General features: G+C 37.9%; 16 protein-coding genes and 5 pseudogenes. 18 read left to right on the top strand and 3 right to left on the bottom strand.

Annotated elements, in window-relative coordinates:
* Window positions 1-49 precede the first annotated feature (49 nt).
* Window positions 50-238: pseudogene (locus STRINF_RS07335) on the top strand (hypothetical protein); the annotation flags it as partial.
* A gap of 103 nt (window positions 239-341) precedes the next feature.
* Here the strand turns inward: STRINF_RS07335 and STRINF_RS07340 are convergent.
* Window positions 342-641, bottom strand: a complete 300-nt coding sequence (locus STRINF_RS07340; RefSeq protein ID WP_006532450.1) for an ArsR/SmtB family transcription factor — start codon at window positions 639-641, stop codon at window positions 342-344.
* Between the two features lie 229 nt (window positions 642-870).
* On the opposite strand from STRINF_RS07340, the pseudogene STRINF_RS10825 reads away from it, so the two are divergent.
* From STRINF_RS10825 to pynA, 11 genes and pseudogenes are all read left to right on the top strand, one after another.
* Window positions 871-2,018: pseudogene (locus STRINF_RS10825) on the top strand (MFS transporter).
* Between the two features lie 28 nt (window positions 2,019-2,046).
* Complete coding sequence (locus tag STRINF_RS07360) at window positions 2,047-2,574, top strand: hypothetical protein (RefSeq protein ID WP_006532454.1); 528 nt, start codon at window positions 2,047-2,049, stop codon at window positions 2,572-2,574.
* Between the two features lie 136 nt (window positions 2,575-2,710).
* Window positions 2,711-5,500: a cation-translocating P-type ATPase gene (locus STRINF_RS07365; RefSeq protein WP_043878404.1), complete on the top strand. Its 2,790-nt coding sequence runs from the start codon at window positions 2,711-2,713 to the stop codon at window positions 5,498-5,500.
* A gap of 77 nt (window positions 5,501-5,577) precedes the next feature.
* Window positions 5,578-6,759 (top strand): Mbeg1-like protein, encoded by a 1,182-nt coding sequence (locus STRINF_RS07370; protein ID WP_006532456.1) that lies wholly within the window; start codon window positions 5,578-5,580, stop codon window positions 6,757-6,759.
* Window positions 6,760-6,861: 102 nt separating this feature from the next.
* A pseudogene (gene nmlR / locus STRINF_RS07375) lies at window positions 6,862-7,221 on the top strand (stress response transcriptional regulator NmlR).
* Window positions 7,222-7,274: 53 nt separating this feature from the next.
* Complete coding sequence (locus tag STRINF_RS07380) at window positions 7,275-8,132, top strand: hypothetical protein (RefSeq protein ID WP_043878405.1); 858 nt, start codon at window positions 7,275-7,277, stop codon at window positions 8,130-8,132.
* 80 nt (window positions 8,133-8,212) lie between these two features.
* A complete protein-coding gene (locus tag STRINF_RS07385) occupies window positions 8,213-8,713 on the top strand; it encodes a YkgJ family cysteine cluster protein (protein WP_043878406.1) in 501 nt (166 codons plus the stop codon).
* Between the two features lie 152 nt (window positions 8,714-8,865).
* A complete protein-coding gene (locus STRINF_RS07390; RefSeq protein WP_006532460.1) occupies window positions 8,866-9,918 on the top strand; it encodes an ABC transporter permease in 1,053 nt (350 codons plus the stop codon).
* Window positions 9,919-9,927: 9 nt separating this feature from the next.
* Window positions 9,928-10,611 carry an ABC transporter ATP-binding protein gene (locus tag STRINF_RS07395; protein ID WP_006532461.1) on the top strand — a complete coding sequence of 228 codons (684 nt, stop codon included), beginning with the start codon at window positions 9,928-9,930 and terminating at the stop codon, window positions 10,609-10,611.
* 82 nt (window positions 10,612-10,693) lie between these two features.
* Window positions 10,694-11,023 carry a potassium channel family protein gene (locus STRINF_RS07400; protein ID WP_003064430.1) on the top strand — a complete coding sequence of 110 codons (330 nt, stop codon included), beginning with the start codon at window positions 10,694-10,696 and terminating at the stop codon, window positions 11,021-11,023.
* Between the two features lie 10 nt (window positions 11,024-11,033).
* Window positions 11,034-11,720, top strand: coding sequence for a pyrimidine 5'-nucleotidase PynA (gene pynA / locus STRINF_RS07405; protein WP_043878407.1), 687 nt, complete (start codon window positions 11,034-11,036; stop codon window positions 11,718-11,720).
* A 38-nt stretch (window positions 11,721-11,758) separates the two neighbouring features.
* On the opposite strand, the gene STRINF_RS07410 is transcribed toward pynA, so the two are convergent.
* Window positions 11,759-12,430 carry a Crp/Fnr family transcriptional regulator gene (locus STRINF_RS07410; RefSeq protein ID WP_043878408.1) on the bottom strand — a complete coding sequence of 224 codons (672 nt, stop codon included), beginning with the start codon at window positions 12,428-12,430 and terminating at the stop codon, window positions 11,759-11,761.
* Window positions 12,431-12,509: 79 nt separating this feature from the next.
* Window positions 12,510-13,376, bottom strand: coding sequence for a LysR family transcriptional regulator (locus tag STRINF_RS07415; protein ID WP_006532465.1), 867 nt, complete (start codon window positions 13,374-13,376; stop codon window positions 12,510-12,512).
* A 106-nt stretch (window positions 13,377-13,482) separates the two neighbouring features.
* On the opposite strand from STRINF_RS07415, the pseudogene STRINF_RS07420 reads away from it, so the two are divergent.
* The 6 genes and pseudogenes from STRINF_RS07420 (at window position 13,483) to STRINF_RS07445 (ending at window position 21,115) form a co-directional block, all read left to right on the top strand.
* Window positions 13,483-14,509, top strand: a pseudogene (locus STRINF_RS07420) (YeiH family protein).
* Window positions 14,510-14,660: 151 nt separating this feature from the next.
* Window positions 14,661-16,037, top strand: a complete 1,377-nt coding sequence (locus STRINF_RS07425; protein WP_043878409.1) for an NAD-dependent succinate-semialdehyde dehydrogenase — start codon at window positions 14,661-14,663, stop codon at window positions 16,035-16,037.
* 119 nt (window positions 16,038-16,156) lie between these two features.
* The gene (gene uvrC, locus STRINF_RS07430; RefSeq protein ID WP_006532469.1) at window positions 16,157-17,953 is read left to right on the top strand and encodes an excinuclease ABC subunit UvrC; all 1,797 of its coding nucleotides are present in this window, start codon (window positions 16,157-16,159) and stop codon (window positions 17,951-17,953) included.
* On the top strand, window positions 17,940-18,302 hold the full coding sequence (locus tag STRINF_RS07435; RefSeq protein ID WP_006532470.1) for an ACT domain-containing protein: 363 nt from the start codon (window positions 17,940-17,942) through the stop codon (window positions 18,300-18,302). The genes uvrC and STRINF_RS07435 overlap by 14 nt, the downstream gene beginning before the upstream one ends.
* Window positions 18,303-18,326: 24 nt before the next feature.
* Window positions 18,327-19,282 (top strand): annotated as a pseudogene (locus STRINF_RS07440) (ketopantoate reductase family protein).
* Window positions 19,283-19,396: 114 nt separating this feature from the next.
* Window positions 19,397-21,115 carry a hypothetical protein gene (locus tag STRINF_RS07445; protein ID WP_043878411.1) on the top strand — a complete coding sequence of 573 codons (1,719 nt, stop codon included), beginning with the start codon at window positions 19,397-19,399 and terminating at the stop codon, window positions 21,113-21,115.
* Window positions 21,116-21,186: the final 71 nt, after the last annotated feature.

Below are 21,186 nucleotides of genomic sequence, written 5' to 3' on the forward strand. Positions count from 1 at the left end.
GCCGACCTAGGTTGAGGGTTGATAAAAAATGAGATGAATGGAGAATAAAATGCCTCGTAATTTTAAAGAAGCAATGGTATTTACGTGTTTGATGTGTGGAATGATGGTTTTTGGAATGAGTATGTGGAACTTGTTCGTTGCAGGAGCTTTTTCTTGGAAACATGTCTTTTTGGGATTCATTCCAGGGTTTATCGTTGCTTTCATTTTAGATACTTTAATCGTTGGTCCAATTGCGCGTTTCTTTCTCGGAGAAATTCAAAAACAAGGAATTTTAGCAGAAGTGCCTGTCGAAGTAAAAGAATAAAGTAAAAGCTGGAAGGTATCTTCCAGCTTTTTTTGAATTATAAGTTATTAATCAAATTTGTTAACGAATATTTCTCAAGGGTTTCATGATTTAAACGAACAAATTTATTTTGTCCAGCTTTTCGAGTGATAGTAAGTCCAGCTTCGCGAAGAGTTTTAAAGTGATAAGAGACAGCAGACTTGCTCATACCAAGCAATTCACCAACTTCTCCACACCCAAGCTCACTTTCTCTCTTCGATAAGATACGAAGAATATTTAATCTGACTGGATCAGCTAAGGCTTTAAAAATTTTGATTAAATCTTCATCATTATAGTTAGAATATTGTTCAATAGTCATACGAAAATTGTACTATCGGAAGTTTTATTTGTCAATTTATTAAGTGTTTTTTTAATTTTCTGAAAATAAATCTTGACAGTATTTCCTTTGAGTAGTAATATATTACATAATATTTCAAAAGTCTTTGAACTATTGAATTATAGCGAGAGGAGATTGCAAATTTTTGATTGCTGGGTGATGCTGATAATATCAGCTTGTTTTTCAATTAATAGAAAGTGTGATTTAAAAAATGAAAAAATATGCTTCCATGTTCTTTTTAACAATGTTCATCATTGGAACAGATACGTTTTTGATTTCTCCATTGTTAACGACTTTATCTAGTCTTTATCATATTGATACGTCAATTTCTGGCTGGATGGTTAGTGCGTATGCTATTGGTTATGCTCTATTTGCTTTGGTTTCAGGCCCAATTTCAGATGGAAGAGATCGAAAAAAAGTGATGGTCTATTAGCCTTTACGATTTCAACTTTTTTGTGTGGCTTTGCCAATTCATTTACTTTGATACTTTTGTTTCGTTTTTTGGCTGGGATTAGTGCCTCTTTTGTGACACCTCAAGTTTGGGCATTGATTCCAGTGGTGGTTGATAAAAAACACATTGTTCAGGTTATGGGTTATGCAACTGCTGGTTTATCTGTTTTTCAAATGACGGGTGTTCCAATCGGTGGTTATCTGGCGGGAATTTCATGGCGTGCACCATTCATTACCATTTCAGCGGCTTCTTTGGTCTTATTACTTCTTATCAATTTTTGTATGCCAAAATTGGAAATTGGAACGTGACATAGAATTTCCTTTACAGTAGCTTATAAAAATGTTTTAACGAATAAAAAATCCGTGTCTTATCTTCTAGCTTATTTTGTGTTTCAGACGGGCTCATTTACAGCAATCACTTTTATTGCGACTTAGTTTAATCATAGCTTTGGTTTGTCTTTAGCTAATATTAGTACAGCAATTATTGCTATTGGTGCTGGTAATCTTGCTGGATCACTTTTGGGTAGTTATATTGTTAAACGTTTTGGCTTACAAAAGACATTTAAAACAGAACTGATGATACTTGTTATTCTTTACGTGGCGCTGTTATTTGTTCATCATTTTTGGATGGTAGAAGTATTATTGACTATTATTTACGTGAACAATGGATTTATTTTCTCATTATTTATGACGATATTGCAAAGTACTGTTGAAAATGCTCGAAGTACTATTTCGTCATTATCAAATGCCGTGATGTATTTGGGTGAAACCATTGCAGGGATTGTTGGTGGTATCTTATTTGAACAATTTACAGGATTTTCAGGAATTGCTGTTTTTGCAGCAGTAATGATTGCTCTTTCGTTGCTATTGTATTATCAAGCAGGAGCTTTTAAGAAGGTTGATAATTAATGGTTCTTTGTTGTAACAAGGTGGGCAAATGAAAAGAAATTTGAAAAAGGTTCTTAGTGATATTTTATTTCAAAATACTGGCTCGACTACTTCAATTTTAGAAGCAATAACAAATAAAAAGAATAAAAAGGTTGAAGTAGAAATAATTCAAGAACGTATTATTTGTGATAGAGACTATTCTATTCGGTATAATTGGGGAGATTCTTTGATTTTGCAAGCTACAACATTAAAAGCTGGTGGTATTGTTATTTCAAATAATATTGTTATTTATGATGCTGATAAAGTAAATCAATTGGATGATTTTCATGTTCAGAATTGTTCAATACCGATTGGTAAAATTTTAGAAAAAATTGATAACAGGAGAGTAATAATTTTTTCTGGCCTAAAAAAACCGGCTTATATAAGCAAATACTGTAACTTTTTTAATCTAACAACTACAGAGTATCCAGTAAAAGAGTACCAAATTATACATGATGGTGAAGTTTATTTTCATATCATTGAGTTATATTTAGAAGAAAATTTACTTGATCTTTTGAATGATACGTTAATAATTTAGAGTATGTTTTTGTACACATATGAAATGTCTGTTGAAAATGCTTTGAAAAGCTGACTTCATTTATCTCTTTATTTTTAAAAAGTAGTATAATGGCTTTAAGGAAGTGAAACCGTTTTTAGAAATCGAGGAACAAGTTATGAGTGATAGAACAAATGAAAAAACTGTTCAACTTGACCTTGAAACTTACGCAGCAAAGGATGTTTATCAAGCCGCTGCTACGCAACAATCTGGGCTCAGGCACGAACAAGTCAAAGAACGTCAAAAACAATATGGTTCCAATCGGCTAAAAGAGGCAGAAAAAGAACCCGTAATTGTGACTTTTATCAAGAATTTCACCAGTCTCATGGCGATTTTACTTTGGGTTGGTGGTGCTGTGGCGATTTTGTCTCACAGCGTGGAACTCGGTCTTGCCATTTGGTTTGTCAATATTGTCAATGGTGTTTTTAGTTTTGTTCAAGAATACCGTGCTAGCCAAGCAACCGAAGCTCTTAAAAAGATGCTTCCTTCTTATGCACGTGTTATTCGTGATGGACAAGAAGAAAAGGTACCTGCTGAAGAGTTGGTGCCTGGCGATCTTGTTTTGATTGAAGAAGGTGACCGTATCTCTGCAGATGGTCGTGTTATTTTTGCAACAGATTTGCAGGTCAATCAATCCGCCCTAACAGGTGAATCAAATCCTGTCTGCAAAAATAGTGATGCTGACACAGATGCTCAAAAAACAGCTCTTGAATACGACAATATGGTCTTTGCAGGAACGACCGTTTCCTCAGGTTCGGCTAAGATGATTGTCTCAGCAACTGGTATGGCAACCCAATTTGGACAAATCGCTCACTTGACAGAAAATATGGCTGATGATAAGAGCCCACTTCAAAAAGAATTGGACCACTTGACCAAACAAATTTCAGTTATTGCCATTACGGTTGGTGTTATTTTCTTCATCGCAGCGACACTTTTTGTTCATCAACCATTTGCAAAAGCCTTTATTTTCGCACTTGGTATGATCGTCGCTTTTATCCCAGAAGGATTGCTTCCGACAGTTACCCTTTCTTTGGCAATGGCGGTGCAACGCATGGCTAAGTCCAATGCTTTGGTTAAAAAATTATCATCCGTTGAAACCTTGGGAGCAACCTCAGTCATTTGCTCGGATAAAACCGGGACATTGACTCAAAATGCTATGACAGTCAATCACCTTTGGCAAGTGTCTGGTCAATATGAGGTGACTGGTCTTGGTTATGCAGCTGAAGGTGATATCAGCAACAGCAATGGCAAGAAAGCTGCGCTTATCGAAAGCCAACCGCTTGAACACCTTGTCCGCTTTGCTCACCTCTGCAGTAATGCTCAAGTCTTGCCACCGAGTGAGGAAAATGCTTCCTACACAGTTCTTGGTGACCCAACCGAAGCTTGCTTGAATGTCTTAGCTGAAAAAGCAGGTCTAACCCTTGAGAAAAATAAATCTTGGGGACCACGTTTGAAAGAATTGCCTTTTGATTCTGTGCGCAAGCGCATGACAACTATCAATCGAGTAGATAGTCTAGTTGACGGCAGCTCTTTGGTGTCAATCACTAAAGGTGCACCAAAAGAAATGGTAGAGCTCTGCCATTTTTACAAAGATCAAAAAGGTATTCATGAAATGACGGCAGACGTTCAAGCGAGAATCTTAGCTGCCAATGATGTATTTGCTAAGGATGGTTTGCGGGTTTTGGCACTTGCCTATCGAACTTTGGAAAGCGACCGATTGACTCAAGAAGAACAATGGACGCAAGAAACTCTAGAACACAATATGGTCTTTCTTGGCTTACTTGCTATGAGTGACCCTCCTCGTGAAGGGGTGCGTGAGGCAGTTGAAAAATGTCATCGCGCAAGTATTCGTATTATCATGGTGACAGGTGACTATGGTTTGACAGCGCTCAGTATTGCTAAGAAAATCGGTATTGTCCGTGGCGACAATGCGCGTGTCGTGACTGGCTTAGAGTTGGAAAAGATGTCTGATGAAGCCTTAAAAGAAGCGCTCAAGGGCGAAATTGTCTTTGCGCGTGTGGCACCTGAGCAAAAATATCGAGTTGTATCAGCTCTTCAAGAATTGGGTGAAGTCGTTGCTGTCACTGGTGATGGTGTCAATGATGCGCCAGCTCTTAAAAAAGCTAATATCGGTGTGGCAATGGGACTCACGGGTACTGATGTCGCCAAGGAATCAGCAGATATGATTTTGACGGATGACCATTTTGCATCCATCGTTAAAGCGGTTGAAGAAGGTCGTGCAGTTTATCATAATATCAAGAAATTCTTGACTTATATCTTTAACTCAAATACTCCAGAAGCCGTACCGTCAGCATTCTTCCTTTTATCAAGAGGTTTTGTCCCACTTCCGTTGACGATTATGCAAATTCTAGCTGTCGATTTGGGAACTGATATGATTCCAGCACTTGGGTTGGGAGTTGAACCTCCAGAACCAGGTGTGATGAACCAACCACCTCGTAAATTGACTGACCGTTTGCTGGATAAGAAATTGCTGATAAAAGCTTTTTTATGGTATGGTTTGATCGAATCAGTTCTTGCCATGGGTGCATTCTTCATCACTTATCTACTTCATAATGGAAACTTAGCGGTGCTTGCAGGTTCAGGTCAATTGTACCAAGAAGCGACAACCATGACCTTGGGTGCTATTATCTTTTGTCAAATCGGTATGGTCATGAACAGCAGAACCTCTGACCAATCCATTCGCAAGTTGCAATTATTTGGTAATCCTTTGATTAATATCGGTTTAGTTGTTGAATTGATTATTTTTGTGACTCTGGTATATTTGCCTGTTTTTCATGATTTGTTCAACACAGCAAGTCTTGGTGTATGGCACTGGCTTTACCTTATGCTCTGCCCATTCGTCATCGTAGGACTTGAAGAATGGCGTAAGAGACTTATGCGAAAGTAAGCTTATTTGGGGTGTCTGTCTTTTCCGTGACACTTTCTGAAAATCTCTGTAAAATTCAAGAGAGTTAGGGGAGAATAATGGCGACAATTAATGGCTATTTAGATTACAACAAAAATCGTTCTTTCAAAGATTTTGCCTTTAATGAAGCAGATATTCTATGCTTAAATGAGCTTGGTTATTTCTGTTTTGAGGAGTTAGATGCATCGATTGATTTTTCAAAAGAAGTGAATCTTCACGAGGTCTTAATGCCTTACGTAACAGGTGAAAAACCCTTTAATCATAGTTTTTTAGTGACTGAAGAGCGCGTTAAGCTTTTGCAAAAAGTTGTGGCTTCAAAACGTTTTGTGAATTTGAATTTGTCTGATTATGTCAATGACGTTGATGCGGAATATGAAAGACAGTTTTCAGCTATGGTCTTTACTTTACCTGAAATTAATCATCATCAGCTGGTTTTTCGTGGGACAGATGATACCATGATTGGCTGGAAAGAGGATTTTAAACTGACCTATGTTCAAGAAATTCCTGCTCATCGTGCAGCTGTGGCTTATCTTGAAGCTTATCTTGAAAAATACTCTGGTAAGGTGACCGTTAGCGGGCATTCTAAAGGTGGAAATTTGGCCCTTTATGCAGTAGCCCATGTTAATGACCTGCTTCGTGAACAAATCGAAAAAATCTATATGCTTGATGCGCCAGGTTTGCAAGAAAAAGGTCTTGAAAGTGATGGCTATAAGGCGATTCGCGAGCGCGTGACGGTGATTCGACCAGAAGAATCTATCGTTGGCATTATGCTTTACAACGACATTGAGCCGATTGTGGTTAAGAGTAATGCTTCAGGCATCATGCAGCATGCCGTTACGTCGTGGCAATTTAATGAAGAAACAGGTGAGCTAATCTTAGCTGAGCGCCAAACTGATTTAAGCCAAAATCTTGAGAAGACTTTCAAGCAATGGATGAAGGAATTGTCTAGTCAAGAATTGAAAATACTTTTTGACATTCTCTTTGATACCTTGATGTCAAGCGGCATTCATAGCATCAATGACGTCACAATCGACCGAGAATTTGGTGCCAGATTAGCTACAAGCATTGCTTCCTTTTATTCTATCGGAACGGAGAAAAAGCTCTTGCTAGCAAAATCAGCTAAATTATTTTTGCAAGCTTTTGTTGGACACAGTCGCTTGGGCAACTTTAGTAGAGATAAGATAAATTTATCGTTACCTGATTTCAATAGTCTTTTGTCACGTTTAGATAAGAAGAAATAAGAGTAAAAAACTTGGGCTTTCTCAAGTTTTTTGTGCGATTTACTTGATTTGGAGTTCACTCTAAGGTATATACTGTGTTAGAAAGCTGAGAGGAGATGAGTTATGAATATCAAAAAAGTCAATGAGCAAACGGGCATTTCAGCAGATACTATCCACTAATATGAGCGTATTGGATTATTGCCTCGAGTGCGTCGAAATAAATCTGGTATCAGGGATTTTTCTGAACAAGATATTGCTGCTCTTGAGTTTATTCGTTGTTTTAGAAGTGCTGGCATAAGCGTGGAATCTTTGATTGAATACATGAGTTTGGTTGAAGAAGGTGAAGGCACGGAAAAAGCACGAATGAAAATTTTAGAAGAACAACGCGAAAAATTAATTTCTCGTATTGCTGAACTGCAAGCTGCCAAAGAACAACTAGATTATAAAATTGAGAATTATAAAAAGTTGATCCTTAAAAAGTAGTCAGTATTATACCCATCGTGACAATTTCTTTTGACCATGTTAAACTAGAAATCATGATACAAATGAAACACACGAGATTGGTTCGGGCTGGCAAGTTTTTAAAACTCTTTAAAAAAGATACTCAATACGCCACACCGATTTTTAGAATAGACCAGAAACGAAAAAATTTACAATTTGTTATTGTCTTCAAGCTAGAAGATGATGATTTTTATGTCCTTAATCGCTCGGAAAAAGGTTATAGCAAGGAATTAAAACGTATCAAGGTGTTTACGACATCGATGCTTTATAATGCCATGATGTCTATTCCGATTAAGGCGCGTGAGACGATTCAGATTTTGCAGGTACCAAGTGATAAAAAGTTGCTGAAGGCTTACGTGACCTATTACGATAAGGCAAGCATTGATTGGTTGTGCTTTAGCAAGAAAGACAACCTAGATGATGTTTATGATCCCTTTCGTGATGCGCATTCGGCGCTTTTTCACTCAGATGATTCTGACAATGCCATCTCTTACGATGATTATCAGGGTATTCAGGATTTCCATCCTTTTTCTCTTTTAGATAATCAATCCGTTGCTCTGCTGTGCTTTTACCAAGACCCGATAAAAAACAAGCAAATAGCTCTGCAATTGATGGGCTGGTATTTTCTTGGGCAGCAGCTCAAAATCAGCTGGAAACCCGACAATCAGATCAATGCACGTTGGCGCTCGTCGGTTGTGGCGATTGACCGAAAGACTCGCCGTTATTTTTTTCAAGGAAATATTTATCAAGAAAAAGGAACTGACCCCGTCTTTTTAGAGAATCTTTCATTTGATTGTGATTTGAAAAATAGCAGAGCAGTAAAAGCAGAATTTGACAGATTTATTCAAGAGATAAAAGAACAAGAGCGCGTGGCTTTGCTAAAGCTGCGCTGACAATCAAAGAGGTTTTTGAGTCCGCTTTTTATTTGTGCTATAATATTTTCTGACTGAAAACAATATTAGAAAGTATGAAAATGACAGATATTGATATTGAACGTTATCACGAATTAGCACAACAAAAACAAAAAGAACATCGTAAATTTTTGGCAACCCTTAAGAAAAAAGCACCTAAAAACCTTGATAAAATCACTCAAGAAATTCACACAGAAGTTTTCAATGAGATTGATTGCACAAAATGTGCTAACTGCTGTAAAAGCTTAGGTCCTCTGTTTACAGAAGCAGATATCACACGCATTTCAAAAGTCTTTCGCATGAAGCTTGGCGTATTTGAAGAGATGTACCTTCGTGTCGATGAAGACGGCGACAAAGTCTTTCAATCAATGCCTTGTCCATTTTTAGGCAATGACAACCTTTGCACCATTTACGACGTCCGACCAAAAGCATGCCGTGAATTCCCACACACAGACCGCAAAAAAATCTACCAAATCAATAATCTAACCATTAAAAACACCCTTTTCTGCCCCGCAGCCTACCTCTTTGTCGAAAAACTCAAAGAACGATTGGAAGGGAAATAAAGATTTAGAAAACATCTCATTTTGAGGTGCTTTTTTCCAAACCCTTGCTGTGTCTGGGTTTTCATGAAAACGGTAAAATTTGTAATCAAATTAATGTACTTTACCTGAAAATCAAAGTAAGCTTACAGTATTCGAAATAGAGGAGGAAAGTTATGTTTTTAGCATGGAATGAAATGAAACACTCGAAGCTGCGTTATGGATTAGTGGTTGGAGTGATTTTCTTGATTGCTTACTTGGTCTTTTTCCTGACGGGTTTGGCTAATGGTTTAGCCCAGACCAATCGCTCAGCGGTTGATTCTTGGAAATCTGATTCTGTCATTTTAAATGAGCAAGCTAATAAAAATCTGCGCATGTCACGCTTTTCAGTCGACTTAAAAAATGATGTTAACGCTGATAAAATGGCAGAATTGACACAAGCTTCTACGACAATTAAAGACAAGGAAAAAAATAAAATTAATGTCAATTTATTCGCGATTAAGCAGGATGAATTTCTACGTCCGAAGTTGAGTGAAGGAAGGCATTTCTCAAAAACAGGAGAAGTCGTCGCTGATAGTAGCTTAAAAAAATCATATCAATTAAAAATTGGTGACAAAATTACTCTTGGAGATAGTACTAAAAAGCTAACTGTTACTGGTTTTACAGATAATGCTAGCTTTAATGTTCAGCCAGTCCTTTACATGACAAAAGAAACACTGACAAGCATTCTCGGTGATAATAGCCAAGCTGCTACCATCAGTGCCCTTGTGGTTCGTGGCAAGGTTAATCAAGTTCCAAAAGGGCTTGAAAGCATGACCACAGCAAGCTTCATCGAGAATCTTCCAGGTTATAAAGCTCAAAATCTGACCTTTTCTTTCATGATTGGCTTTTTAATCGTCATCGCTGCTATCGTGATTGGAATTTTTATCTACATTTTGACCCTTCAGAAGAAAGAAATTTTTGGTGTCTTAAAAGCTCAAGGCATTTCTAACGGCTACCTGTCACGAATGGTTTTCGCACAGACTTTCATTCTGGCACTTTTGGCAGTTGGGTTAGGGCTTTTGGTGACAATGGCTAGCGCTTTAGTGTTGCCAACTAGTGTGCCTTTCCAGATTAATCCTCTTTTCTTTGCAGGCATCAGCGTGCTGATGATTCTTATCGCTGTGTTTGGTGCCCTTTTCTCAGTGGTAAGCATTGTCAAAGTTGACCCTTTAAAGGCAATCGGTTAGGAGATAATTATGACAGCAATTGAATTAATCAATATCAAAAAATATTTCAAAGATGGCCCAGATAAGATTGAAGCTCTGAAAGAGACAAATTTGACGATTAACAAAGGTGAATTTGTCGCAGTGATTGGCCCATCAGGTTCTGGAAAAAGTACTTTTTTGACCATTATCGGTGGGCTGCAATCACCGTCACAAGGTGAAGTGAGATTGAACGGCCAAGCTTTTAGCCAGAAAAAGGAAAAAGCGCGTGCTAAGATGCGTTTTGACCAGATTGGATTTATTCTGCAAGCTTCCAACCTAGTACCCTTTTTAAAAATCAAAGACCAGCTACGTTTGGTTGATAAGGTGGATAAGGAAAAGCAACGTGAGTCGATTGATAGTCTTTTTGCTCAGCTTGGCATCACTGATATCGCAAACAAGTACCCTGAGGAAATTTCAGGCGGGCAAAGGCAACGAGTGGCTATTGCCAGAGCTTTGTACAATGATCCGACTATTATTTTGGCTGACGAACCAACAGCGAGTTTAGACACCGAAAAAGCTATGGAAGTTGTCAAAATATTAGCCAATGAAGCCAAAGAAAAGAATAAAGCAGTCTTAATGGTTACACACGACAGACGCTTGGTTACTTATTGTGACCGATTGTTGGTCATGGAAGACGGCGTTTTACGAGAAGAAGAGATTGCTGCTTATCAGTAGTAATTTGTCTTGAGATGCGATATGTGATATAATGAAGTCAAATTTTACTGACTTAAAAAGGGTCGTTAGTAAAGGAGACGTCATGATTACTTTTTTCTTACAAATGCGTCGGACATTGCGTGTCTTGTGGTCAATCTTTAAGGATGATGAAACCAGAGGAATTGCAGGTGTCACTGCTGTTTTATTGCTCAGTGGGACACTTTTTTATGCAAATGTAGAACATTTTACTTATTTGGATGCCCTTTATTTTTCATTTACAACTTTAACAACGATTGGCTACGGGGATATTTATCCCGTTACAGCAGCTGGAAAGATTTTTACCATGATGTATTCAGTTGTCGGATTAGGGGTTATGGGGAGCTTTCTAGCTGTTGTGGTTAAAAAATTGGGTCAATTGGATAAAAAAAAGTGAGAGAAGACTTGTGATTTATCGTGATTTATTGTTTGATTTGGACCATACTTTACTTGATTTTAACGCGGCAGAAGATGTTGCTCTGACAGAACTTTTGACAGAGGCGCACGTGGATGATGTTGAAACTTACAAAGAAGTTTATATTCCCATGAATCGTAAACTTTGGAATGATTTAAGTTTGAAAAAGATTACCAAAAAAGAATTGGTTGACACCCGTTTTTCTCGTTTATTTGCGCATTTTGGACATGAGGTTGATGGACATGCCTTTGCTATGCGCTATCAAGATTTTCTTAGCCAACAAGGTCAGATTCTTCCAGGTGCAGATAAGCTTTTAGATCAGCTAAATCAGGAAGGTTACCGCATTTTTGGTGCAACAAATGGCATTACCAAGATTCAAACTGGTCGTATGGCCAATTCAGGAATTAAAGATTATTTTGAACACGTCTTTATCTCTGATGAAGTTGGTTTTCAAAAGCCAGATAAAGGTTTTTATGATGCGATTTCTGGAGCCATTTCACGATTTAATCAGGAAAAAGCTTTGATGATTGGTGATAATTTGCTGGCGGATATTCAAGGTGGCAATAATGCTGGCATCGATACTGTCTGGTATAACCCAGATAAAAAAATCAATCACACCGCTGCTAACCCAAGCTACACCGTCCATAACTATCAAGAATTGCTAAAATTATTACGATAAAAACCAAAGCTAGAAGTTTTAACTTCTAGCTTTTATTTTTAATAATCAATTTTACGTTCTTCTGTGATAAGTTTAGCCATTTGTTCGGGGTTAATAATTTGAATCTGATGGCCAGTTTTTTCAATCATTTCTTCAGCGCGAAGTGCTTTTACCATTCGTGTAATAGTCACTGAGTGCATGCCTAGGTAGCAGGAGATTTCTTGATAGGTAAAGAAGGTATTTAAAGCTAAATGACCTGATTCACATGGCTCAGCTTGGTCAAGTAAGAAGCGGCAGAATTGGACCAAAGCAGGTTCATTTTTACTGCTGTGAAAATGTTCCATAAGATAGATATGATTTTCAGTTAGTGTGTTTAGCATCAAGCTAACCACGGATGGAAAAACAAGCAATTCTTGAAATTGACGACTAGAAATGCGGTAAGCCACGCAAGGCGTTTTGGCAACAATTGAAAATGATTTTTTCCCATAGTAGTTCAAGTGAACAGTATTCATAAGTGGCACAAAACCAACAAATTGTTGCTTTTTAAAATAAAGGTAAGTAGTTTCTTTGCCATCGCAAGAAATAGATGAAAGAGCACAGATGCCTGAGGATAGGATATAAATATCACCGCTTGTTTCTCCAGAGACGGACTGTGCAAGGTTTTCTCCTTTTTTAAAAGACACACGTTCGCCGTATTGATAAAGTTCTGTAATATCCAGTTTAGATTGCATAATTGCCCTTTCTAAAATTAACATAGGCTATATAACTATATAGTTTACGTTAAAAAAGCGTTTTTATCAAGTTAAAATTTTAGAAAAAGAGTTGGAAAATATCTTGATAGTGATTTTTGAAGTGGCTGTTTTTCCGCCAAATAAAGGTAAAATCGTGACTCATGGCAGGAATAGTGAGATTAATTTTTTTAAGATTTCCAGCAGAAATTTCTTTTTGAACCACGCTTTGGTAGACAAAAGTAATCCCAAGATTTTTTCTAACCAACTCACAGATGGTATTAAGACTCCCAATTTCGGTAATTTTACTGAAATCAGAAATGGTGAGATTAGCTTCCTTTAATGTGATTTCAAGCATTTCACGTGTACCAGAGCCTTGTTCGCGAACGATAATTGGATAATTGAGGAGTTCTTCCAGAGAATTGCTACCGCTTGCTAGAGGAGAGTCGGGTGAGGTAACAGCGATGAAAGGTTCTGTTCGATAAGGGAGAAAATCGTATTTTTCTTTTGAAAAGAAACCTTCAATCAAGGCAAAATCAATCTCGCCCTTATCAATGGCTTTTAATAGTGTTTCGGTATTATCCACCAGCATTTTGACTTGGAAATTCGGGTGATTTGCCAAAATATCCACTAAAGAATCGGTCAAAACATACTCGCCAATGGTCAAAGTCGCCCCAAAATTTAGTGGTTGCAAATCTTGCTTGAGCTGTGTCTTGAAATGCTTAATATCTGTATCCATAGTCGTCAGCAAATCAAGCAATTCTTTACCAATTTGAGTCAGTTGACAATATTTGCCAGAAAACGTGAAGAGTTTGGTTTGATATTCTGTTTCCAAAGCTTTGATATGCTTAGTGACAGCAGGCTGAGTGATATGCAGTTCTTCTGCGGCTTGGGTGAAATTAAGCGTTTCGCAGACTTTTATAAAAGTAAACACACGATAATCAAGCATGACAAATCTCCTTTGCAATTATTATTTGTTATTGTATCATAATAAATCATAATTTTACATTATAGATTAGACGCGCTATAATGAGTGACGTGAAAAGGAGTTCATTATGTTAACAATTCAGAAAAAAGCGCCAGGAGTGATTCTTTGCGCGATTTTAGCTGTGCCAGCTTGGTTCTTAGGGCAAGTCTTTCCTTTGGTCGGTGCTCCAGTCTTTGCGATTTTGCTTGGCATGTTTGTGGGAACTTTTTATCATAATCGCAAACAAACCGCCCAAGGCATTGGTTTTACCTCAAAATACATTTTACAGACAGCTGTGGTTTTATTAGGTTTTGGTCTTAATTTAGGTCAAGTCTTAAAAGTTGGTGCTCAGTCGCTACCAATCATTATTTCAACCATCGCAACGTCTTTAATCGTGGCGTTTCTCTTACAAAAATGGTTGAAGCTGGACGTTAATACAGCGACTTTGGTCGGCGTTGGGTCATCTATCTGTGGTGGTTCAGCTATTGCAGCGACAGCACCAGTTATCAAGGCAAAAGATGAAGAGGTGGCTAAGAGTATTTCAGTTATTTTTCTCTTTAACATTCTCGCAGCGTTGATTTTTCCAACTTTAGGAGATTTGATTGGTTTGTCAAATCATGGCTTTGCCCTATTTGCAGGAACGGCTGTTAATGACACATCATCTGTTACAGCGACAGCAGCAGCTTGGGATGCTATTCACCAGTCAAGTACTCTGGACGGTGCAACTATCGTTAAGTTAACTCGTACTTTGGCTATTATTCCTATTACACTTGGCTTGTCATTTTATAAGGCTTATAAAGAATCTAAAAATGGTGGAGCTTCTGAGAAGACTTTTAGTTTTAAAAAGGCTTTTCCGATGTTTGTCTTGTATTTCTTACTAGCTTCAATTGTGACAACACTTGCGAGTGCACTTGGCTTTGATACAATGTCTTTTTGATAATCTTAAAGTGCTATCAAAATTCTTTATCGTCATGGCTATGGGGGCTATTGGACTTAATACAAATCCAGTCAAATTAGTAAAAACAGGTGGTCAAGCTATCGGTGTAGGTGCTGCTTGTTGGATTGCCATTACTTGTGTCAGTCTTTTGATGCAGCATATTTTAGGTATTTGGTAACAGAGAAGAAGTTGAGCAGAGGTGCTCGACTTCTTTTTTGTTAGAAACCATGCTTAATTCTTGAAAACGTTTCCTATAGTGCTATAATGGACACATATGGACTTGCTTTTAGCGTAAGCTATTGATTCAAGCAAGAGGAAAAGGAGATATTATGGCATACAAAACAACTTACCCTTACACAAATGAAGTTCTAAAAACTTTTGATAACGCGACAGATGTGGATTTAGAAGCTGCTTTGGCAAATGGTCATGCGCTTTATAAAAAATGGCGTGCTGAAGGTGGATTGGACGACAGAAAAGTTCAATTACATAAAATTGCGGAGCTTTTACGTCGTGACGTTGATAAATACGCTGAAGTGATGACAAAAGATATGGGAAAACTTTTCACGGAAGCAAAAGGTGAAGTAGAACTTTGTGCAGAAATTGCGGATTACTACGCTGATAAAGCAGAGGAATTCCTCAAACCACGTCCGCTAGAAAATATCAATGGTGAAGCTTATTATATCAAGCAAGCCACGGGTGTATTGGTAGCTGTTGAGCCATGGAATTTCCCATTCTATCAAATCATGCGAGTCTTTGCTCCAAATTTCATGATTGGAAATCCAATGATCTTGAAACATGCTTCTATTTGTCCAGCGTCAGCTCAAGCTTTTGATGATTTAGTCTTGGAAGTAGGAGCTCCAGTTGGGGCTTTCAAGAATCTTTTCTTGTCTTACGACCAAGTTTCAAAAGCTATTGCAGACTCACGTGTGGTTGGCGTTTGCTTGACAGGTTCTGAACGTGGAGGTGCCTCAATTGCGGCAGAAGCAGGGGCTAATCTCAAAAAATCATCAATGGAACTTGGTGGTAATGATGCCTTTATTATCCTAGAAGATGCTGACTTTGACTTGCTTGATAAGACAGTCTTCTTTGCTCGTCTTTACAATGCTGGTCAAGTTTGTACGTCATCAAAACGCTTTATCGTTGTTGGGCAAGAAAATTATGATAGGTTCGTTGATATGGTGGTTAAACACTTTAAGTCAGCGAAATGGGGTGACCCAATGGACCCAGCGACAACTTTAGCCCCATTGTCATCAGCAGCTGCCAAAGAAGAAGTTCTTGATCAAATCAAGCTAGCTAAAGAAAACGGTGCGACAGTGGTTTATGGTGATGAACCTATTGATCATCCAGGAAACTTTGTCATGCCAACAGTTTTGACAAACATTACCAAAGAAAATCCAATTTTCAATCAAGAAATCTTTGGTCCAGTAGCTTCTATTTACAAAGTTGATACTGAAACAGAAGCTATTGAATTGGCTAATGATTCAAGTTATGGTCTTGGTGGTACTGTCTTTTCTAAAAATCTTGACCATGCTAAAGAAGTGGCAGCCAAGATTGAAACTGGTATGTCCTTCATCAATTCAGGATGGACATCACACCCAGAAATCCCATTTGGTGGCATTAAAAACTCAGGCTACGGTCGCGAATTAAGCGAACTTGGCTTTGATGCTTTTGTCAACGAACACCTGGTTTTTGTCCCAAATGATTAACCAGCTCTCCTTTTATTAAATCCCATACACGAAAACTACTTCCTGAGCCTCGGGAGTGGTTTTTCTTTTCCTAAATGTCCTAACAAGCAATGCCGCAGCCTTTTTGCTATAATAAAACCATGAATGAACTGATTAAACATAAATTGGAATTACTGCCAGATAGCCCTGGTTGTTATATCCATAAAGATAAAAACGGCAAGATTATCTATGTTGGAAAAGCTAAGAATCTGAAAAATCGTGTGCGCAGCTATTTTCATGGTAGCCACAATACCAAGACTGAACTCTTGGTTTCTGAAATTGAAGATTTTGAATACATTGTCACAGGGTCAAATACAGAAGCCCTTCTTCTTGAAATCAATCTGATTCAAGAAAACATGCCAAAGTATAACATCAAGCTTAAAGATGATAAATCTTATCCATTTATCAAAATTACGGTGAATGAGCAGTACCCACGCTTGATGATTACCCGTCAAATCAAAAAAGATGGTGCCATGTACTTTGGCCCTTACCCTGATTCAGGGGCAGCGACAGAGATTAAACGACTTTTGGATCGCATTTTTCCCTTTAAAAAATGTACCAATCCTGCTAACAAGGTTTGTTTTTATTACCATTTAGGTCAATGTAAAGCTCATACCATCTGTCATGTGGACCATGATTATTTTGTTGAAATGGCGCAAGACGTCAAGAATTTTCTTGATGGCAAAGACAATAAAATCGTCGATGGCTTGAAAGACAAAATGCAAAAAGCGTCAGACATGATGGAATTTGAACGCGCAGCTGAATACCGTGATTTGCTGCAAGCCATCTCAACTCTTCGTACTAAACAACGTGTCATGAACCAAGATATGATGGACCGTGATATTTTTGGTTATTATGTCGACAAAGGTTGGATGTGTGTTCAGGTTTTCTTTGTTCGCCAAGGAAAACTCATTCAACGTGATGTCAACATGTTTCCTTACTACAATGACCCAGAGGAAGATTTCTTAACCTATGTCGGACAATTTTACCGCGACAGCAAGCATTTTATTCCAAAAGAAATCTTTATTCCTCAGGACATTGACGAAGAATTAGTTAAAGCAGTGGTAGATACTAAGGTCATTAAACCGCAACGCGGTGAGAAGAAACAGCTGGTCAATCTAGCCATAAAAAATGCGCGTGTCAGCCTGCAACAAAAATTTGACTTGCTAGAGAAAGATATCCGCAAAACACATGGCGCTATTGAAAATATCGGTGAATTGCTCAATATTCCAAAACCTGTGCGCATTGAAGCTTTTGATAACTCAAATATTCAAGGAACAAGCCCAGTTGCTGGGATGGTTGTTTTTGTTAATGGAAAACCAAGTAAGAAAAATTACCGCAAATTTAAGATTAAAACTGTGGTTGGACCAGATGACTATGCCAGCATGCGCGAGGTCATTTATCGTAGATACAGTCGTGTCATGAAAGACGGGCTGACACCACCAGATTTGATTATCATCGATGGTGGTCAAGGTCAGGTTAATGTTGCACGTGATGTCATTGAAAATAAACTTGGACTCGATATTCCAATCGCTGGTCTGCAAAAAAATGACAAGCACCAAACGCATGAATTACTCTTTGGTGACCCATTAGAAGTTGTCGAATTGCCACGAAATTCTGAAGAATTCTTCTTGCTTCAACGTATCCAAGATGAGGTTCACCGATTTGCCATTACCTTCCACCGTCAACTACGTTCCAAAAATTCATTCTCATCAAAACTCGATGGTATTGCTGGCTTGGGACCAAAACGCAAGCAATTACTCATGAAACACTTTAAGAGCTTGCCAAATGTCCAAAAAGCCGATGTTGAGGATATCATCAATTGTGGCATTCCACGAAATGTTGCCGTAGTTGTTAAGGAAAAATTGGCTGAAGAGAAAGCGGATGTTAACCATTAAACCGATTACTGAAGAATTTGCTGTTTGCCAAGTTGAGGATTATTCACAAGTCAATCTGGAAAATCCTGGGGCAACAGATGACGAAAAATCACTTGTTTGTCCGATTGCACTTGTCCCTGAAAATGCTTTGACTGTTGATAAGACTTGGTCAGTTTTTCGAATCGAGGGTGTTTTAGACTTTTCTTTGATTGGCATTTTATCAAAAATTTCAAGCCTTTTAGCAGAAAATAATATTGGTATTTTCGCTATTTCAACTTATGACACAGACTACATTTTAACGAAAACAGCGGATTTTCAAAGAGCGTTGCAAGTGTTAAAAGAGGCAACATACACGATTTTAGAGTTATAAATAGGGAATTTAAGGAGAGAAAAAATAAAAATTTTAGTTGTCGGTTTGGGAGTGATTGGGACAACGTATGCTTATCTTTTTGAGAAAGCTGGCCATGAAGTAGAACATTTTATCCGAGAAGATAGTGATAAGAATAGTATTGAAATGTTAGAGGTTGACTTACTTGACGGACGAACGGATAAGTACGGAAATCAAGTTAGAGATACTTATGATGTCAAGCATTGTTCTCAAAAGGTTTATGATTTTATTTTTGTTAGTGTACCATCTGGTAGGATAGAGGATATTATTGAAAGCCTTGATAATTCACAGATTAGAGGGACAATTATTCTTGCCTGTGGTGTTTGGGAAAATAGAGAATCACTTGACACTCTTATGAGCGGACATGATTACCTGTTAGGTTATCCTGTTGCTGGTGGTAAGTGTTCTTCGACACATTTAGAAGCTTGTGTTTTTGACCATTTTATGATTGAAAAAGAGGAAAAAACTGAAATTCCGAATTATTCAGATATTGAAACATTATTTTCAGATTGTCAGATTTCATTAGAAAAGCCATATGATATGTTGGAATGGATTTGGCTTCACATGGCAATTAAGGCAGCTGTAGTTTCTGTTGCAGGAAAATATGGAAATATTAATCAGCCAAGTGCTTCTGCGGAAAATTTAATGAATTCATCTACTATTTTGAAACAAGCAGTGGTGGCTATTCGTGAAACTTCAGGCATTATTGCTGCACGTGGAGTTGCTTTAAAATACTATCGAAATGAATTATTAGCCTATTGGTTTCCGACCTTTATCTCTGTTCCTTTAATGAAAAAATGTTTGCCAAGAATGTTTTAACACGCAAAATAATGACACTACATGGAAATACAGAGGATTTATTATTTGTCTGTAAATCTGTTTATGATTGTGGACAAATAAGTCATGTAGAAGCTCCTATATTCTACGACTGTTATAATATATTGTTACCAAAAATAGATTAATTAGTAATTAAATCGCAAATGCATGAACTGAAAACTTTCATGAAACTTTCTTTTTCTGATTGTAATCTATTTTAAACTGTGCTAACATGGATAGGGATTTTTAAGGAGATACGCATGTTTAAAAAAATGAAGCAAGGCCTCTCTCAGTTAAGTCAAAAGAGCACTTGGCTTCCAAGCATTGTGATTGTTTTGGTCGCCGTGTTACTCTTGCTTCCCCAATTAACGTCTCGTGGTGTTATTGCGGGTAGTGATTTTCTCTTTCACTACAATCGTTTTTATGAGACGGCTATGCAAATTAAGACAGGTAACTTTAGTTATTTTATGTCACTGTATGGCTTTTACAGTTCAGGTCGAATTGTTAATGCTTTATATGGCCCGTATTTTGCTTATTTTCAAGGGATTTTGGTACTCATCAGCAAAAACTGGTATACCTATCAGCTTTTGTCACGTTTCTTGTTGAGTGTGATTACTGGCTTTTCGATGTATCGTTTGAATCGCAGAGCTTCTGTCAAACCCAAAATAGCCCTTGGAGTAGCAGCCTTTTACATGATGACGTTTTCGGTTCAGTACTGGACCTTTAGACAAGGTTTCTCAAGTTGGGGCGCAGCTTTTATGCCATGGTGTTTAATCCCAGCTGTTGACTTTATCAGAACGAAAAAAGTAGGTGTGCTGCGCTTGGCAGTAGCAGTGGCAGTTATGATGCAAGTCCACATGCTTAGCTGTTTCTTGTTAATCTTGGCTTACTTGCCATTTTACTTGTACGGATTTTTCAAATCTGACAAGAAAAAAGAAGTCTTTATTAAGGGCGTTCAAGCTGTTTTGCTTAGCCTTTTACTAACGGCAAATGTCTGGGCAGCTTTGATTGATGTTGGACGTAGCAACAATTTGGTTGAGCCATTCATCAATTCAAAATTGTACATTATGACCGTCAACCAACGCAGTATCGAGTGGTTGTTAACGCCTAAGGCGCTTGTTTTGGTACTTTTGTATCAACTGTACTTTTCATTTAGACACTGGCGTCATTTTGATCAATTGCTGCGCGTGGTGACAGGGGCCTTTTTCCTTTTTTTGGTGCTATCAAGCAGTATTTTCCCTTGGTATACGGTCAACCAATTGAATCTTCCGCTGGTTAATCTGATTCAATTTCCATTTCGTTTCTTTGTGCCAGCCACTGTCTTGTTGCTTTTAGCAGCGGCTATGGTTTTGGATCGTTATTTTGATAAAAAATGGTCAAAAATCGTTACTGTCGGATTAATTGTCATCAATGTTTTAAGCCTAGCACAGTTATCACAATTGCAGAGCGAAAAGATTGATGAGTATTACAATACTAAATACCCAATTCAACGTAAGAAGCACACCTTTATCTGGGGAAATCCTGCCGATGTGCGAGCAAGCTTTTACGACTCAGATAAATTTAAACTGCTGGATATTGTGTCAAAATCAACGCCAGATTACTTGCCGGCTGACAAATCAAACAAAGAAAACAAGTATGTCTTGTATGAAGAATTTGTCTTAGGGCATACCGATTTATTCAAAAAAACACAAGGAGATAATGAGCTAACCTTCACTTGGTATGCAGATACCAGCGATTGGGCGATTATCCCAGCTGTTAAGTATAAGGATACTGAGTTGACACTTAACGGCAAAAAACTGAACGATAAGGATTATTCTTTGTCTGGTATTGGCACACCAACCGTGATGCAAAAAGCAGGAAAAAACACGCTAACCATTACCTACCACATCAGCACTTGGTTTAAGGCATTGATTGTCGTGAACATCCTCTCATGGCTAGCAACCCTAGCTTACCTCATTAAGAAAAAAACGATGAAATAATAACTGATAACCAGAACGCAAGTTCTGGTCTTTCTTTTTAAGTCGACTTAATTTTTGGATCAGCAGCCGTG

Source organism: Streptococcus infantarius subsp. infantarius ATCC BAA-102 (assembly GCF_000154985.1).
Lineage (GTDB): Bacteria > Bacillota > Bacilli > Lactobacillales > Streptococcaceae > Streptococcus > Streptococcus infantarius.

Coding starts and splice junctions, on each gene's coding strand:
- STRINF_RS07435 (WP_006532470.1), top strand. CDS start 17,940: ATGTTAACCATTAAACCGATTACTGAAGAATTTGCTGTTTGCCAAGTT.
- STRINF_RS07390 (WP_006532460.1), top strand. CDS start 8,866: ATGTTTTTAGCATGGAATGAAATGAAACACTCGAAGCTGCGTTATGGA.
- STRINF_RS07395 (WP_006532461.1), top strand. CDS start 9,928: ATGACAGCAATTGAATTAATCAATATCAAAAAATATTTCAAAGATGGC.
- STRINF_RS07340 (WP_006532450.1), bottom strand. CDS start 641: ATGACTATTGAACAATATTCTAACTATAATGATGAAGATTTAATCAAA.
- STRINF_RS07410 (WP_043878408.1), bottom strand. CDS start 12,430: ATGCAATCTAAACTGGATATTACAGAACTTTATCAATACGGCGAACGT.
- STRINF_RS07370 (WP_006532456.1), top strand. CDS start 5,578: ATGGCGACAATTAATGGCTATTTAGATTACAACAAAAATCGTTCTTTC.
- uvrC (WP_006532469.1), top strand. CDS start 16,157: ATGAATGAACTGATTAAACATAAATTGGAATTACTGCCAGATAGCCCT.
- STRINF_RS07400 (WP_003064430.1), top strand. CDS start 10,694: ATGATTACTTTTTTCTTACAAATGCGTCGGACATTGCGTGTCTTGTGG.
- STRINF_RS07425 (WP_043878409.1), top strand. CDS start 14,661: ATGGCATACAAAACAACTTACCCTTACACAAATGAAGTTCTAAAAACT.
- STRINF_RS07365 (WP_043878404.1), top strand. CDS start 2,711: ATGAGTGATAGAACAAATGAAAAAACTGTTCAACTTGACCTTGAAACT.
- STRINF_RS07385 (WP_043878406.1), top strand. CDS start 8,213: ATGACAGATATTGATATTGAACGTTATCACGAATTAGCACAACAAAAA.
- STRINF_RS07360 (WP_006532454.1), top strand. CDS start 2,047: ATGAAAAGAAATTTGAAAAAGGTTCTTAGTGATATTTTATTTCAAAAT.
- STRINF_RS07380 (WP_043878405.1), top strand. CDS start 7,275: ATGATACAAATGAAACACACGAGATTGGTTCGGGCTGGCAAGTTTTTA.
- STRINF_RS07445 (WP_043878411.1), top strand. CDS start 19,397: ATGTTTAAAAAAATGAAGCAAGGCCTCTCTCAGTTAAGTCAAAAGAGC.
- STRINF_RS07415 (WP_006532465.1), bottom strand. CDS start 13,376: ATGCTTGATTATCGTGTGTTTACTTTTATAAAAGTCTGCGAAACGCTT.